Raw genomic sequence first — 16,014 nt, 5'->3', positions numbered from 1 at the left:
ATATTTATCAAATTAGATTAAGCTTATTTTTGAACTTTATTCCAAGGTAATGAATTGATATTCTTTCCTACCTTTTTACCTTCTGCTAAACCGACTTCATTATCTTGTCGGGTATGAATTCCTCCATATAAACGCGACATAGCAGATTCTTCGGCAGCAGCCCAAAACGATTTAAAACTTCTTGCTTTATAGTCTGTATTCCTCTCTGCATCTCTAGGTCTTCCTACGTGCGAATCATCAACGAAACTAAAATTTGGTCCATATAAATCTGTCAAAATAGTGGCCGTTGATGCACTTTGAACAGCATGCCCAGAATAATAAGCTGGGAAAGGGGGTTCAGGCCAATATAAATCCCAAAGGGTATCAATGTTGAAATAAATAAAAGAATATGGCCGTTGAGCATTATAAATGTATTTTGTTTTCCAACAATTAATAAATGAATCAGCCACACCCATTCCAACCCTAGCATACGTTTCAGCCGCTTTAAATAAATCTGGTTTTGCCCCTTGTACAGCAAAATTAGCAATGTTATATGAATGTCCGGGTGGCGAAAATGTTTCCGAAGGGTCGTCTCCCCACCAGTTGGCTATTTCTTTTTCCTCCTGCGTCAATGTCTTACGTTTCATATAAACCTCATACATATAAGCATAGTATTTTGAATCAGGCCTATAGTCGTAACCAATCATTGTTGGAATTGGCAATACGCCATTTAATGGTGCAAAGGTTCTGTTTTTGCCCCAATATGGATGTAAAGGAAGAGGAATCTTTGATTGCCCTTTAACGGGCGCTTTCCATAAGCCTTTACCTACTGGCACTTTATAAGATGTATCAAAATTCCTTTTATATCCTTCATGACCTCCGTCTGATTTCGACCATTCGAAAATTGCCTGAGCCACAGATAAACCAAAAGCTTTTGAACGTTCAGCTACTTTTTCATCAGTTGTTTTAAGCTCATTGTTATAAATAGCAGTCTCTAAAGAATCTATTGCATTAATGTTTTTCTTAGCAGATTGTTGATATAATTGTTTCAAAAGAAAGGCTTGCCCTGCATTTAGTGATAATACCCAATTGTAAGTCTGCCCAATTGTAGGTTTAGGTAAGTTATTTAATCCTTGTAATTTTCCTGCTAATGAATTTTTCCCAACTGCCCCTGCCACTACACATTCATACATGGTTAAACCTAAATACCCCAAAGAACGTGAGCCATAAGTAGGCGAACCTCCGGGTGTATTTTTCATCGTTGTCAAAGCCATTTTTCCCCATAGAAGAGCTACTTCAGAAGAGACAACTTTTTTTACAGGCTCACTTGTTTGCACTTTATTTTTTGTTGCTTGACCTTGAACACTCGAATAGGACAAACAAAGAATCGACACAAATATAAAAGCTTTTATTAGTCTCTTGTCATAGAATATTTCTTGCTTAATAGGCAAGCACAATGAATTAGTATTAACGTATATATGCTTATTAATTAGGTAAAAAATCATATTTTAAATTATCAACAGAAGAATTTCCAACAAAACAGCATTAGCTAACTGCTAATACAAACTCATTTAAATCATCAAAAGTTATTAAAGTAACGTAGAATTTATTTATCAATTGATAAAAAGCAACTAAAACCATGCCAAATTATTGGCAAATTCGCAATAAAACCTATTCAATTCTTCATTTTAGTGTTTTATTATTAAAATGTCCTAAGTATTTATTGAATTATCTATTCAATTTGAGAATTCTAAGACCCACTGATAAAAAAAAGTCCCTTTACTTATTCAGTAAAGGGACTTGCAATATTAATATAATGGATTTTGAATCAGATTGCTATTTTTATTCAGCTCTTCTAACTTTATAGGTAAAAAGTAAGCCCTATCTTTCCAGTTTCTATCTTGTATATCTATCACTTTATAGTTAGGAGTACTTGATGTTGTTTTATCTGGATTTAATGGATACCTAATCTCTATCCCTTTGGCATTATCAAAAGTAGTAGGCGCTATCATCCATCGGCGAACATCAAAGAAACGATGATCTTCAAAAGCCAATTCTACCCTTCTTTCATTTCTATAACGCTCTGACAACGCTTGCCCGCTTTCAGTTATATCTGGCATTCCTGCTCTTCTACGAATCATATTCAAGTATTGGCGAGCTTCGGCATCTTGCCCTAAACCGATACAAGCTTCTACATAATTCAAAATCACTTCGGTATATCTAATATATCTCCAAGGAAAATCTTGTTTTACGTATTGTGCATCAATCGTCTGATCAATAAACTTTCGAAGATAATATCCAGAATAAGTACCATTCCAGTCTTCAATAGGGCCTTTCCGCGTATCTAGGCCAGCCACAACATCCACAGCATTAGACGACGCGTTCCATTTTTCCCAAAAACCCACCTGTATTACTCCTTTAGGGTCTGATGCTGTTACATCTGAGGGACGTTTACGCCACTGAACGCCTTCATAAAGGATAGTAGCATAAAAACGTGGATCACGATTTTTGTATGGATTTTTAGCCTGTGTTGTATTTAACCAACTAAACTTAGAGCCGTCTTTCATTTCGTAGGCATCTACCAGTTGCTGTAATGGCGTATTGCTTCCCCAACCATGATAACCATTAGGATTATTAAACAAACCGGGGTTATACCCATCCCAACTATCTTCTGTTTTAGGCAAAAAGAATCTTACGAAAATATCTTCTACGTTTTCTTTCATCAAAAACATTTCTCCATAGTTTTTTGCAGTGGAGTCACCTGCTGCGGGACTGCCTTTGTAAATACTATACGCACCTAAATCGATTACAGCTTTCGCTGCGTTCTTAGCAGCTAACCATCTTGCATTGCGGTCACCACCAACATAACCAATCAATTCTGGATGTGTATAACTTCCTGCCCAAGTAGGTGCTTTATTGTACAAATCACTTGCTGCATGCAATAATACTCTGGCTTTTAGTGCCAAAGCAGCCCCTTTGGTAGCCCTGCCTTTATCGGCTCCAGTGTTTGCCAATAATAAGTTTTGTGCTGCTTTATCGCAATCGTCAACAATAAATTTGATACAATTTTCATAGGTATCTCTAGGGGGAGTAAAATCATCAGACAATTTGTAAGCTTTCGTAATAATAGGCACACCACCATAAACTGATACAAGGTTATGATATAAATAGGCTCTTAGGAAATATACTTCTCCTATCAATCTTTTCTTTGTATCAGCGTTATCAAAGGGTGTACTTTCTATTTTTTCAAGAAAAAGATTGCAGGCACGTATATACTTGTATACGTTTGCCCAAATCATCCCTTTGTAGCGATTGCCCGACCAAAAATCCCAAACCGAATAGTCACTGGCTGTGACTAAACATTTAGTAACGTTGCTACTTCCAAAATCAGCATTATACATCGACTCATCGCTCAATGATGCCATCATCATATTACTGAAACCATGTGGAATACCTAAATAAATATTATTGACGAAAGTAGTTACCAAGGCTTGGTCTTTCCAAACGGCATCTTCTGAAAACTGATCTAAAGGCTGGAGGTCAAGGTCAGTTTTACACGAAATAGTGTTAAGAAGCACTAAGGCAGTTGTAAGTAAAATATATATTGTTTTTTTCATCTGATTAAATGTTTATGTAATTCCTGCAATGAGTGTTGATTAATCAGCACTCACCAAGAATTATTTGATCTTCAAGAATCAAAATTTAGAATGTAAACGAAAGCCCTGTATTAAGCACTTTTTGAAGTGGATAACCTTGTCCGCTTCCGCTTCCCATTTCTGGGTCAAAGTCTTTATAGTCTGGACTAAACGTCCATAGGTTAAGACCGCTCACATAAATTCTCGCTCCTTCTAAACCTAGTTTTTGACTTAGTTTTTTTGGAAGAGAATATCCAAATTGAATGTTTTTTAAACGGATATAATCAGTGTTTTTCAAGAAATAGGTATTTCTATTACTTACCCAATATTCATTACTACGGTTGAAAGTTCTTGGGCCACTAGCATTTGGATTCTCGGGCGTCCAACGTTCGTTATAAAAACTTTTCAAGAAATTACCAATTTCACCCGACTCAGTAGAGATATAATTCACTGCCCCAAAAGCTCCTTGAAACAAAATGCTCAGGTCAAATTGCTTATAGCGAAGATTAGCCGTAAAGCCCGTTGTAAAGCGTGGAATATTACTTTTAGTATTTCTTATACGGTCGTTTCCATCAATTTTACCATCTTTGTTCACATCCTCAAAAATCACATCACCCGGTCTGGCATTATCCCAATGTGGGTAAGCATCCACCGATGCCTGATCTTTAAAAATACCAATAGCATTATAATACAAATCTGCCGTAGGATTTTTGGGGTCAGTAGGAATAGGATATCCTGTAGTTTTTTGATAGTCTGGCGCACCGGGTGCTTCATCCCAGAATACAATTTTATTTTTTGAATACCCTCCGTTAAAACCAAGCTGATAACTGAAATCTCTTGATTTGTTATGATAATTAATATCAAACTCAAAACCTGTATTCGCTACCTTACCAATATTTTCGCTTGGCAATGTTAGTCCCGTTGATGTTGGTACTGAGGCATTTCTTGGCCACAAAATTTGCGAACGAGTATTGTAGAAGTAATCAGCAGAAAATGATAGTTTATCTTTTAACAATTGCATATCAAACCCAACATTGGCCTGATTGGCTACCTCCCATGTTACGTTTAAGTTAGGAATACGTGTTTCATAAAGGGTTTTGTTTTCTTGGTCTATGCCCAAAATAAGTGGCTGAGGAACTCCTCCGCTATTGGCAAAGAAACCATAAGAAGAGAGATATTGCCATTCTGCGATACGGTCGTTACCAGTTTGTCCCCACGATGCCCTCAACTTCATGTTATCAATAAATGACACCTTATCTTTCCAAAATTCTTCTTCTGATAATCTCCATCCTAAAGAAACACCAGGGAAGAAACCATATCGTTTGTCGGCAGGGAAAATGTATGAGCCATCATAACGCCATACAAATTCGGCTAAATATTTTTCTTTATAGTTGTAGTTTACACGACCAAAAAAGTTTCTACGTGCATTCTGTGAAGCTGACCCATTATTATCTTTCTGTAAATCTCCTCCTGCAAAAAGTTGGTCAATTGCCGTCGAAACAAAGTATCTACGATAGGCAGAAAATTTGTCCATTTGTCCAGAACGCGTCTCAGTACCAACCATAAACTTCATATAATGATGACTTCCAATCTGTCTTTCATAGTTCAAAATTGAGTTCATCAAAATACTATGATTATCCTCCATTTGTTCTGTTAAACGAGCATCATCAAAGCCTTTTTTACCTTTTACTAACACAGGTTTACCACTAGCATCAACCGTCTGACCATCCCAAGAATACAAATACCAAGGAGTTTCAAATCTCTTATCAAAACGTAGGCCTTTGTCTATACTGGCAGTAGTCAAGAAAGATAAACCTTTCACCCAAGGAATCTGAATATTCAGTTTCATATTACTATTTAAGTAATACCACTTATCTCTATCATATCCTGTAGCATCAGTACTTACTACTGCTGGATTATCACCATATTCAATATCTGGGCCAGGGGTTCCATCTGGCCAATAAGCAGGCAAATTAGGTTTGCCACGCATCACCATTCTAAAAATACTTCCAGCATTACGTGTAGGATAATTTCTATCTTCCATTCTTCCAGAAACATCAAACCCAAAACTTATATTTTTACTAATTTTGGCATCTATATTACTCCTAAAATCATATTGATTGTATTTTGTACCACTGTTTTTATAGTAACCGTCTTGGCTTTTAGCACCGAACGATACAAAGTATTTAAAGTTATCACTCCCACCAGCAATACCAATGTTAGCATAGTTTTGTGAAGAAGATGGTTTTAATACAGCCCCAAACCAATCAGTATTAGGATAACGCCAAGGGTCAGAACCATCTCTAAATTTTTGCACTTCTTGTGCCGTGAATCTACCTGTTCTATTTGCATAAGCATCAATTTCATTGAGCATAGTAGCATACTCTGCTGCATTTGCCATCGCTGGCAAGCGGGTAGGCTGTCCAAAACCTTGATTAAGGTTAAAAGTAATCGTTGGCTTACCACTTGCTCCCCTTTTGGTAGTTACTAAAATAACGCCATTGGCAGCCTGAGCACCATAAATTGCAGCAGAGGCATCTTTTAAGATGGTTATACTTTCTATCGTACTTGGGTCTAATCTTTCAAGCGAACGACCAGGGACACCATCTACTACCACCAACGGACTGCTATCTCCTAGTGTGTTTACGCCCCTGATACGTAATGTTGCACCATCGTATCCTGGTTCACCACTAGATGTTACAGCCACTAAGCCAGGTAAACGTCCTACTAAACTATTACTGACATTCATAGAGGGAGATTGTACTACCTCTGAACCTTTTACAGATACTACAGAGCCAGTTACGGTTACTTTTTTCTCAGTACCATACCCCACTACTACTACTTCATCAAGCGACTGTGCATCAGTTGATAACGTAATGTTTAGGACTGATTTACCTCCTACGACAACTTCTCTCTTTTGAAAACCAATTGAGCTGAAAATCAAGACGGCGTTATTATCAGGTACAGATATTTTGTATTGCCCTTTAGCATCGGTGATGGCTCCTCGCTGGGTACCTTTAATTAGGATGTTAACACCCGGCAATACCTGCCCCGTTTCGTCAGTAACGGTTCCTGTTATAGTTTGCTCTAAAATCTCAATACTCAATATATCATCACTTTCTTGGAGCGTATTGGTTGTAGAGGAGCTCCCAGTAGAACGATTGATGATAACCATTTTACCAGAAATCTCATAAGTTAGATGAAGAGGTTTAAACAGATTATCAAAAATTTTTGATAATTGAGCATTTTGAAAATCAACACTAATTTTTCTGTTTGATTGGATAAGCTTTGAGCTAAAAACAAACTTTACATCTGTTTGTTTTTCAATTTGGGTTAGTACACTTCTCATGCCTAACTCCTGAGCTTGCAATGTTACTCGTTGACTTAGAACATTTTGGGCATTAGTATTACTCGCAAAAGTGGAGCTCATAAGCCCGATTGCAAGAAAAACTTGAGTGAGTGTAATTTTCATAGCCGTAAGTAGTAACTTATGGATTTGTAATGTTTTTTTCATACATTTGGAGATGTTTTGTTTAGGTTGAATTTGAGCAAAACAATTCCCGCACTTTACCTAGTAAAGTGTTCATTGGCTGTAACCAAAAAGGGAATTTCAAGGTCGGTAATGCGGGAACATTACCGACTTTTTTTGTGGAGTCGGTTTTTAGTGTTTCATCTAGTTAAATAGTCTTGGTTTAATTAAAATTCAATATTTAGTTTAAGGTTTACTTTATTTGCAGCCTTTGCTATAAATTACAATCTGACCATCCAGAATTTCGTAACGAGCCTCTACGCCTTTACAGATAATATCTAGTTTGTCGAATAGTTGTAAGTCGGTTAACGAAGCTGTCAATGGGCAATTGGATAATAGTTCTTCATCAAAAACGATATCAATACTATAAGCTTTTTCTAGGGTTTGTAATACTTCGCTTACAGGCGTATCTTCAAATTCAAATTGTGGTTTTGTATTCTTTTTGATGGTAATTTTAGGTAGTTCAACCAACAATTTATCCATTCTTACTTCTTCGCGAGCATAAACAATCTTTTGATTAGGGGTCAACACTACGCCTTTCAATTCTCTACTTGTAGCTTTTTCTTCAACCCTCGTATCTGATTGGGCAAAGACTGATACTTTTCCTGTTTTTACTTCTACGGTCACTTCCTTTTCTTTGTCATAAGCACGAACAGTAAAACTTGTACCCAACACTTTGGTAATTAAACCATTCGCATACACTAAAAATGGTTTCTTTGGATTCTTAGTTACTTCAAAAAAAGCCTCTCCCGAAAGGTATATTTCACGATTGTTACCCTCAAATTGCTTTAAATAACTAATCTTACTACCTTTCTTCAGTAAGACTAAACTTCCATCTACTAGCTGAATTGGCAAAGGGCTTTCATGGTCGTTCTTTACTTCTATTAGTTTCTCAGGATTAGCAGCAACGTATTTTTCATAAATTCCCTTTGGCTCGTTTATCTGATTCAATAATTGATGATAAGTAATGCCTAAGCCAATGATTATGGCTATTAAAGCAGCTACTTTAAGCCATTGATTTTTGCTCGTGGTGAACCATCTTATTTTTTTAGTCGTATTATTCTCTTGCTCATCAATTTTTGAAACAGTATTTTTTACTAATTCTTCTACCTCTGTTTTTTCTAATGATAGGTCTTTAATAACCAATGCTTTTACAATTGACTTTGCTTTTTCTACTTGAGACTTTTTTTCTGGATTTGCCTCTAACCATTTTTCCCAAAAGGCATTCACTTCTCTGTTTGGACTTAATACCCAATTTCGGAAATTAACATCCCACACAAAGTCTTCTGTATTGAAGTCACGATAATTTTTCATATAGCTTAATAATACCTTTCTATATAGCGTTAGACATCAATGGTACACAGATACCATAAATTATTAAAAAAAATATAAAAAAAGTTAAATTAATTATTTTGAGGCCTTTATTAGCGCAATAAAAGCGGTAAAAACAACGCAATAAACTCGGTAGTCCAATATTTTTTGAGTTGTTTAATAGCCATCTGAAGAAGATTTGAGGCTGTCTGAGGGGCAATATCCATAATTTGAGCGATTTGGTCACGCTCTAATTCTTGGAAAAATTTAAGATAAATAACTTCTTTTTGTCTTTTTGGCAAAGTTTCAATTACTTGTTTAATGCGTTGGGCTAGCACCAAACTTGTTTCATCCTGAATAAATTTTTCTTCAATAGAAAATTCAATATCAAAAATATCATTTGCTTCAGTATAAGGGTCAGAAAAACGAAGTTGGAGAGATGCTCTATGAATTCTTCTTCTTAACGAAGCCATCAAATAAGGTTTTACAACAATTTCATTTGATAGGTGCTCACGACGCTCCCATAGTTGCAAAAATAAATCTTGAATACAATCTTTAATAAACTCCTTGTCCTTAGAAAATTTTGAGCCATAATGAAATAATGATGAAAAATTAGCTTTCATCAATTCCTCGAATGCTGACTTGTCTCCTTCAAGAAATCTAAGCCATACGAATTGGTCAATATAATTTTCAGGATTTAGATTAGAGAGTTTCATAGTAATTTGGACATAAGCAATTATGTTAACTGTAAACCAGCAATGATAACTGTGGAAATTTACAAATAAATATTGAAATACTTAAATTTATGTTAATAAAATCTTAATCTGTCATGATACCAATACCATACATAAAAATGTCATGATAGTTTCATTCAGCAAAATTTTGATTGACTAAAACCATAGCGATATACGCTAAGTAAAATCTGTTATTATTATAAAGAGATTTTAAGCATTTCAATACTCAACTATTTATATTATAATAAATTATTGGAAAAGTTCTGGTTAAAAAAATGGTTAATGGAAATAAAAAAGCCAAAAACCACAGTAAACTGTAATGGTTCTTGGCTTTTCGTGAAACAACAATTACGCAATATTATTTCACTGATAATATTTTAAACTCTGTCCTCCTATTTTCCTGATATTGTTCTTCCGTACAAGGCACTCCGTCGATGCATTCATTAATGGGTTGGTTTTCCCCGTACCCTTTAGCCACAAGGCGATTAGGGTCTATGCCACTTTCAACCAAAAAATCGACAACAGCTTTGGCTCTTTTCTGTGATAACTCCAAATTATAGGCCGCACTCGCCCTTGAATCCGTGTGTGAACGAATCTCAACTTTCATAGTAGGATATTTCTGGAGAATTGGCAAAAGCGTATTCTCTAATTCTCTGGCAGCATCAGCACGGATAAAATACTTATCAAGGTTATAATAAATATTATTTAGTTTGATAATATCTCCTTTGCCATACATTTCTTGTATATGTTGGCGATTATCTATGTTCTTAATTACTTCGCTATTGGTAGCATAATTATCTTTTTCAACCGTTAACTTATTTTCTGTTTCGGGCTTAACTTCAAATTCATACTCTCCATCTTCACCCGTAATGACGGTTTGCTTAGTCTTGTCTTGTTGGTTTTCTAAGGTTACTTGTACACCTGCAATTGGCTTCTGATTTACTTCCGACTTCACAATACCTTTTAATACCGAAGTATTAGATTTTTCAAGATAAATAGCCAAGGTAGTGTTCTGAGCAGTATTACTTCTGGTAGAGAACGTAATTGAATTCATCTGGTAGCCTTCTTTAATCGCCTTGAACTCATACTCAGATAGCGATTGTAAGCAAATTGACATAGCCCCTTCTGCATTAGTCACCTTCAATTCTTGATTTTCTCCATTAATTACACTTCTAATATCAACCTCCTCTAAAGGAGCCTTCGTCAAAGCATCATACACCATAATATTTAATGGATGGCACTCTCTTCTAAAACTATAAATATTGTCATCATGAATGCCCTTTTTACGGTTTGATGAAAAGTACCCCGAATTTCTAGCACCATCAGTAATCAAGCCGAAATCATCTTTTTCAGAGTTTAAAGGAGCACCTACATTCACTACCGTTCCAACGAATGCACCATCTTTTCTTTCAGCATAAAAAATATCTAATCCGCCGAGTCCTTCATGTCCATCCGAGGCAAAATATAGGTTATCGTTCTCATCGATAAAGGGGAACATTTCATTTCCTTCTGTATTAATTTCCCGTCCTGCATTTACTGGCGTTCCCCATCTTCCATTGCTATAGTCAACTACATAAATATCAGTTCCGCCAAAACCACCGGGCTTATCGGAAACAAAATACAGTTTGGTATTATCTACATTCAATGCAGGATGCCCACAGGAATACTCATTGCTATTAAAGGGCAACTCTTTTACATCGCTCCAATTTGTTTTGTTTAAATTGGCAATATATAATTTTAGTCCATTCGTACCACTTTTTGATTGCCTCGCCTTACCATTGTTATAGTTATTTCTTGTAAAAATAACCCGTTTCCAATCTTTAAAAAAACTCACTGGCCCTTCATGGTATTTTGTATTGAGCACTCTGCTAAAATCTTCAATTTTGCTTAATGGTAGGTCTTGTGCAACTGCTTCATTATTACTGGTGCTTGACGACATTCCCCCTAACGATGTAGCACCCTGTAAGCCCAATTTGGGCGATAACAAAGCTGTATCGGTAGCAATGTATAAATTTAGAAAAGGCGTTTGGTTCCATCCAAAAACACGTTTTATTACCCCAGATTCGTCACGAGCCGAGCAAAAAACTAAACCACCTTTGTAATACATCGGACTAAAGTCTGCTTGGCGAGAATTAATATTGAGGTATTCTATTTTATAGGAAGATGAATCTCGGTAAAACTGACTCATATCCATGTATGAAATCGTAAAACGCTTTCCTCTTAAATCAGCTTTTTGTTTTTCGCCATACAATGAATAATATTTCTGCGATTCACGATATTTTTGATTGGATGCTAAGGCCTGTGCATAATACAGATAAATCTCACTTTCAACATCAGGATAATCTTTAATGATATTGAAATATACTCTTTCTGCATTTTTAGTATCTTGTATTTTCCGATAAGAAAAACCAAGTTTTCTTAATGCTTCTAAGGTGCTTTGAATGTCTTGTCTTTCACGTAAAAAATCTTCATACAAACGAATAGCTTCAAGGTAACTTAGCTTTTCAAATTGATAATTAGCAGCCTTTAGTTTGGTTTGAGCATAGACATCCCCAAATGTGCCAAGCAAAAACACACATAAAACTAGACCTATTTTATAGATTTGGGTTATCATTATAGTAATGGTATACTACCTATAAATGTGTTGAATGATAATTGTTTAACAGTATTATTTATCTAAAATAACAAACAATATCTCAAAACTAGCACAAGATATTTAGGTTTTAAGATTAAAACCAATAAAAAAGGTTTGGAAATTCATCCAAACCTTTACTTTCACTAGGTAAATAATATTTTGAAGCTTAGATTTTAACGGCTTGTCTAGCAATTAATTTCCATTCTTTTTTAGTTTTTTGGAAAACAAGCAAAATGCCTAATTTCACCGTTGCTGGTACATTACGATTATTCGTTTCAGCGTATAACTTATGGCGAACAATGGCAGTATTGCCAAAAATTTTGATTGTTTGTTCTGTCAAATCCATTGTTTTGAAATCAGAATCGCCATTCATTAAAGTCTCTATTAAATGAGCTTTCCCTTCTAAACTTCCGCCCGAATGTCCGTAACTCAAATCATCATCCAATATTTTTTCTAGTGTTGCTTTGTCTGCATCCACTACAGCTTTTCTAAATGTCTCGACGGCAGCAGCTACTTTTGCTTCATCATCTGTTTGTGCTTGGCTCATGGTTATCGTTCCTAATAAGATGGTACCTAATATTAATAGCGTTTTCATTATGTTAAAATTTATTGTGCGGATGCACATTATTTATTTTTTACTCTGTGTTTTAGTATTGCCTTTTTGCAACAACCAAACTGATAAGTTTTTAGCCGCTTTGAAATTTTCAAATTCCATTGGCAAACGTTTTCCGTTTAAGTATTCATTGTAAATCCAAGGGTCACCAATGGCAAATACTGTTCCTTTGCCTACTTTGGCTACTGCCATGATAACGTCGTCGCCTTCACTAATACTTGCTTTTGCTGGTGATTTTACCGATAAAACAGATAATTCTTTTACGAATACTTTACTAACATCTTTAAAAATAGGGTGATTAGCAGGTATTGTTACACGTCCTTGTTCATACACATTATTTTTCACCATATTGATGCTTTTGTTAGTAAACTGAATACCGAACTTAGCGGCCAATTTATTGAAATGTGGTAATTCCACATTAGCAGAATCATTAGCCATCAATACTAAAGTTCCCCCAGCTTTTACCCAGTTTTCAATCGCTGTAATATCCTGTGCTTCTACAAAATTAGGGTTTGGTGTTTCCTTTTTAGTATCAGGGTCAACAATGATATAAACATCTAAATCTTTTAAATTTTCGGCTCTTGGTGCAGTCGAAACTGTACATAATTCAGCACCATAATTTTCGAAAATACTTCCCCACAATGTAAAGCCAGAATCTTTACCATCATACCATGTATAATGATATGGCTCAGTAATGCCTTCACGCGTAGTACGCATTTCGTGGTTAAAATAATTGTCTAATCCTACTTTTTTGCCTGCACCTACCCCTAAATCTTCAGCAATTTCCATTTCAACGCTTGCCATGATAAATGGAGCCATGCCTTTTAAGTCATCACGACGGATAGGTTCTTTAAGGTAATATTCATAGCTACCGTCACGGTATGGATTTCCGCCTAAGCCACTTACCAATACTACTTTTTCAAGGTGATTGATGCCATTGCTTTCTGTAGAAATAAAGTTTCTTAAAATCCCGTCATATCCTTTTTTAGCATTTTGATAATAAGCCTTATCGATGTATCCCATTCTAGCACCTTTTGCCAATCCATAAACCATCATTGAAGAACCTGATGCTTCAAGATAATTGCCTTTACCATTGATTTTATCCACAACTTGATACCAACAACCTTCTTTCGGGTCTTGATATTTCACGATAGCAGCCGCTAGTCTTTGATAAATTGCGATTAGTTCTTTGCGTTTTGGATGGTCTTTTGGGAAAGTATCCAACACATCTGCTAAAGCCATGATGTACCAACCGATTGAACGTCCCCAGAAGTTTGGAGAAACACCAGTAGTTTTATCTGCCCATTTTTGCTCGCGACTTTCGTCATAACCGTGGTATAATAAGCCTGTTTTAGGGTCACGTGCATTTTTTTCCATCCAAATAAATTGGTTGGCGATGTCATCAAAATTCTGTGGCTGATTAAAAGCTTTGCTATATTCTGCATAGAAAGGCTCTACCATATACAAACCATCTAACCACATTTGGTTTGGATAAATTTGCTTGTGCCAAAAACCTCCTTCTTTAGTACGTGGTTGTTCAGAAAGTTGTTTTCTAAGCAAATCGGCAGCCAATTTAAACTTTTCTTTACCCGACTCACGGTAAAGCATTACTAAAGAACGACCACCTGTAATATTATCAGAATTGAAATTATCGTATCGGTACGTCTTGATTTCTCCTTTATCGTTTACATAAGAATCCATGTTGTTCAAGATAAAACGATAATATTTAGCGTCACCAGTACGATACCATACTCTTTCAATGGCTTTCAAAAGAATAGCTTGTTCATAGTCCCAACGAGCACGCTTTCCTTCTTCTTTGTAGGTAATAGAGTCTTTGTGAACGTCTAGCATAATATCTGCCATTCTCGTAGACCATTTCGTTTGTGCAAACGAAGTATTCATCGAAAAGAAAAGGCAAATTCCAGCAAGAATTATACTACACTTGCTAACAATAGGAATGGTAAAAAAAAGTTTTCTTTGCATTTTTTGTTAAATAATTATTTGTTTTGAGCTGTAAGCAATGAGTTGTGAGTGATAAATTGTGAGTTGTGAGTTGTCCTTTATCCTTGCCTAAAATAGGTTGCACTTCAACGGTAACAATTGATTAGGAAAGTCAAACATTAATATTCAATACTTTAATTGATACAACAACATCGTTTATTTTATATTAAGTAATGAACCTAAACGACATCCGTGTAGAATAATTTAGTGATAATCAAACAATTAATCGCTAAATCACTCATTCACTAAATCACTCAATTCCCCTATTACTTAAATCTCTACTTGAGCATTGCGTGGAGCAAAAAGATGCATAATTCCCCAAGCTAAAATATACGCACTTCCACATAATAAAAAGATGATATTATACCCTGCATTGATATCACCAGAGGCTTTGTAAGTATCCAGTAACGAACCTACTACAAAAGGGAAAATCATTCCTCCTACTGAGCCAGCCATTCCACCAATACCAATGACAGAACTAATTGCTTTTTTAGGAAACATATCTGATGCTACTGTATAAATGTTAGCACTCCAAGCTTGGTGAGCCGCCGCCGCAATACTGATTAACGCTACAGCTTCCCAGATGTTAGTGGCATAACGGGCAGCCATAATTGGTACTACACAAATAGCAAAAATAAACATGGATACTTTTCTGGCTTTGGGAATTTCCCAACCTTTTTTGATAAAGTATCCTGATAAATATCCTCCACCAATACTTCCGATGGTAGTAGCTGTATAAACCAAAATCAAAGGCAAGCTTGGTTTTTTCAAATCTAAATTAAACCTCGTTGAAAAATATGACGGCAACCAAAATAGGAAAAACCACCAAATAGGGTCTGTCAACATTTTTCCAAAAACAAAAGCATAGGTTTGTCTAATGCCAAAAAGCTTTATCCAAGTAACAGGCTTTTCATTAGCATTTACGGGTTCAACATCACTATGAATATAGTCATATTCAGCTTTCTCTAATTTTTTATGTCTCGATGGAATCTCATAATAAATTATCCAGAAAACTAGCCAAATAAAGCCTATTCCACCTGTAATGATAAAAGCCATTTCCCAACCATAAGAACCCAAAATCCAAGGTACCATAATAGGTGCTACTACTGCACCAATGTTAGCTCCTGAGTTAAAGATACCTGTTGCCAAAGCTCTTTCTTTTTTGGGAAACCATTCAGCCGTTGCTTTAATGGCTGCTGGAAAGTTGCCCGCCTCCCCTAAACCAAGCGCCGCTCTAGCTAAGCCAAACCCGAAAGTACTTTTTGCAAATGCATGAGCAATGGCAGCAAGACTCCACATAATCACAGAAATTGTATAGCCCAGTTTTGTACCTATCTTATCAATAATACCACCAAAAGCCATTAAACTCAGTGCATAAGCGGCCTGAAAGGCTATTACTATTCTACTATAATCTGTTTCTGTCCAACTAAATTGTTTTTCTAAAGTTGGTTTCAAAAGACCTATCACTTGTCGGTCTAAATAGTTGATGGTTGTAGCAAAAAAAAGTAGCGCAACTATTTGCCAACGGTACTTACCAATCGTCTTGTTCATTTTTTTGGGATTATACTATAAAATTT

9 protein-coding genes are annotated in these 16,014 nt (G+C 35.8%); all 9 read right to left on the bottom strand.

Going from position 1 to position 16,014, the window contains the following annotated elements; genetic code table 11:
• Positions 1-23: 23 nt before the first annotated feature.
• The 9 genes from J2Y60_RS02590 to J2Y60_RS02550 all read right to left on the bottom strand — a co-directional run bounded on the left by J2Y60_RS02590 (position 24) and on the right by J2Y60_RS02550 (position 15,988).
• Entirely contained in the window at positions 24-1,316 is a 1,293-nt protein-coding gene (locus tag J2Y60_RS02590; protein WP_309912081.1) for a vanadium-dependent haloperoxidase, read from the bottom strand.
• A 471-nt stretch (positions 1,317-1,787) separates the two neighbouring features.
• A complete protein-coding gene (locus tag J2Y60_RS02585; protein ID WP_309912082.1) occupies positions 1,788-3,596 on the bottom strand; it encodes a RagB/SusD family nutrient uptake outer membrane protein in 1,809 nt (602 codons plus the stop codon).
• Between the two features lie 85 nt (positions 3,597-3,681).
• Entirely contained in the window at positions 3,682-7,128 is a 3,447-nt protein-coding gene (locus J2Y60_RS02580; protein ID WP_309912083.1) for a TonB-dependent receptor, read from the bottom strand.
• Positions 7,129-7,341: 213 nt separating this feature from the next.
• Entirely contained in the window at positions 7,342-8,457 is a 1,116-nt protein-coding gene (locus J2Y60_RS02575) for a FecR family protein (RefSeq protein WP_309912084.1), read from the bottom strand.
• A 110-nt stretch (positions 8,458-8,567) separates the two neighbouring features.
• Entirely contained in the window at positions 8,568-9,170 is a 603-nt protein-coding gene (locus J2Y60_RS02570; RefSeq protein WP_309912085.1) for a sigma-70 family RNA polymerase sigma factor, read from the bottom strand.
• A gap of 376 nt (positions 9,171-9,546) precedes the next feature.
• Entirely contained in the window at positions 9,547-11,802 is a 2,256-nt protein-coding gene (locus J2Y60_RS02565; protein WP_309912086.1) for an OmpA family protein, read from the bottom strand.
• A 187-nt stretch (positions 11,803-11,989) separates the two neighbouring features.
• A complete protein-coding gene (locus tag J2Y60_RS02560; RefSeq protein ID WP_309912087.1) occupies positions 11,990-12,418 on the bottom strand; it encodes a nuclear transport factor 2 family protein in 429 nt (142 codons plus the stop codon).
• A gap of 33 nt (positions 12,419-12,451) precedes the next feature.
• Positions 12,452-14,419 carry a glycoside hydrolase family 88 protein gene (locus tag J2Y60_RS02555; protein ID WP_309912088.1) on the bottom strand — a complete coding sequence of 656 codons (1,968 nt, stop codon included), beginning with the start codon at positions 14,417-14,419 and terminating at the stop codon, positions 12,452-12,454.
• Positions 14,420-14,707: 288 nt separating this feature from the next.
• Positions 14,708-15,988, bottom strand: a complete 1,281-nt coding sequence (locus J2Y60_RS02550; protein WP_309912089.1) for an MFS transporter — start codon at positions 15,986-15,988, stop codon at positions 14,708-14,710.
• Between the last annotated feature and the right edge of the window lie 26 nt (positions 15,989-16,014).

It is taken from the genome of Arcicella sp. BE140 (assembly GCF_031456255.1).
In the GTDB taxonomy this organism is placed as follows: domain Bacteria; phylum Bacteroidota; class Bacteroidia; order Cytophagales; family Spirosomataceae; genus Arcicella; species Arcicella aquatica.
Note: the sequence above shows the minus strand (reverse complement) of the source record. Positions and strands in the feature narration are given on the sequence as shown.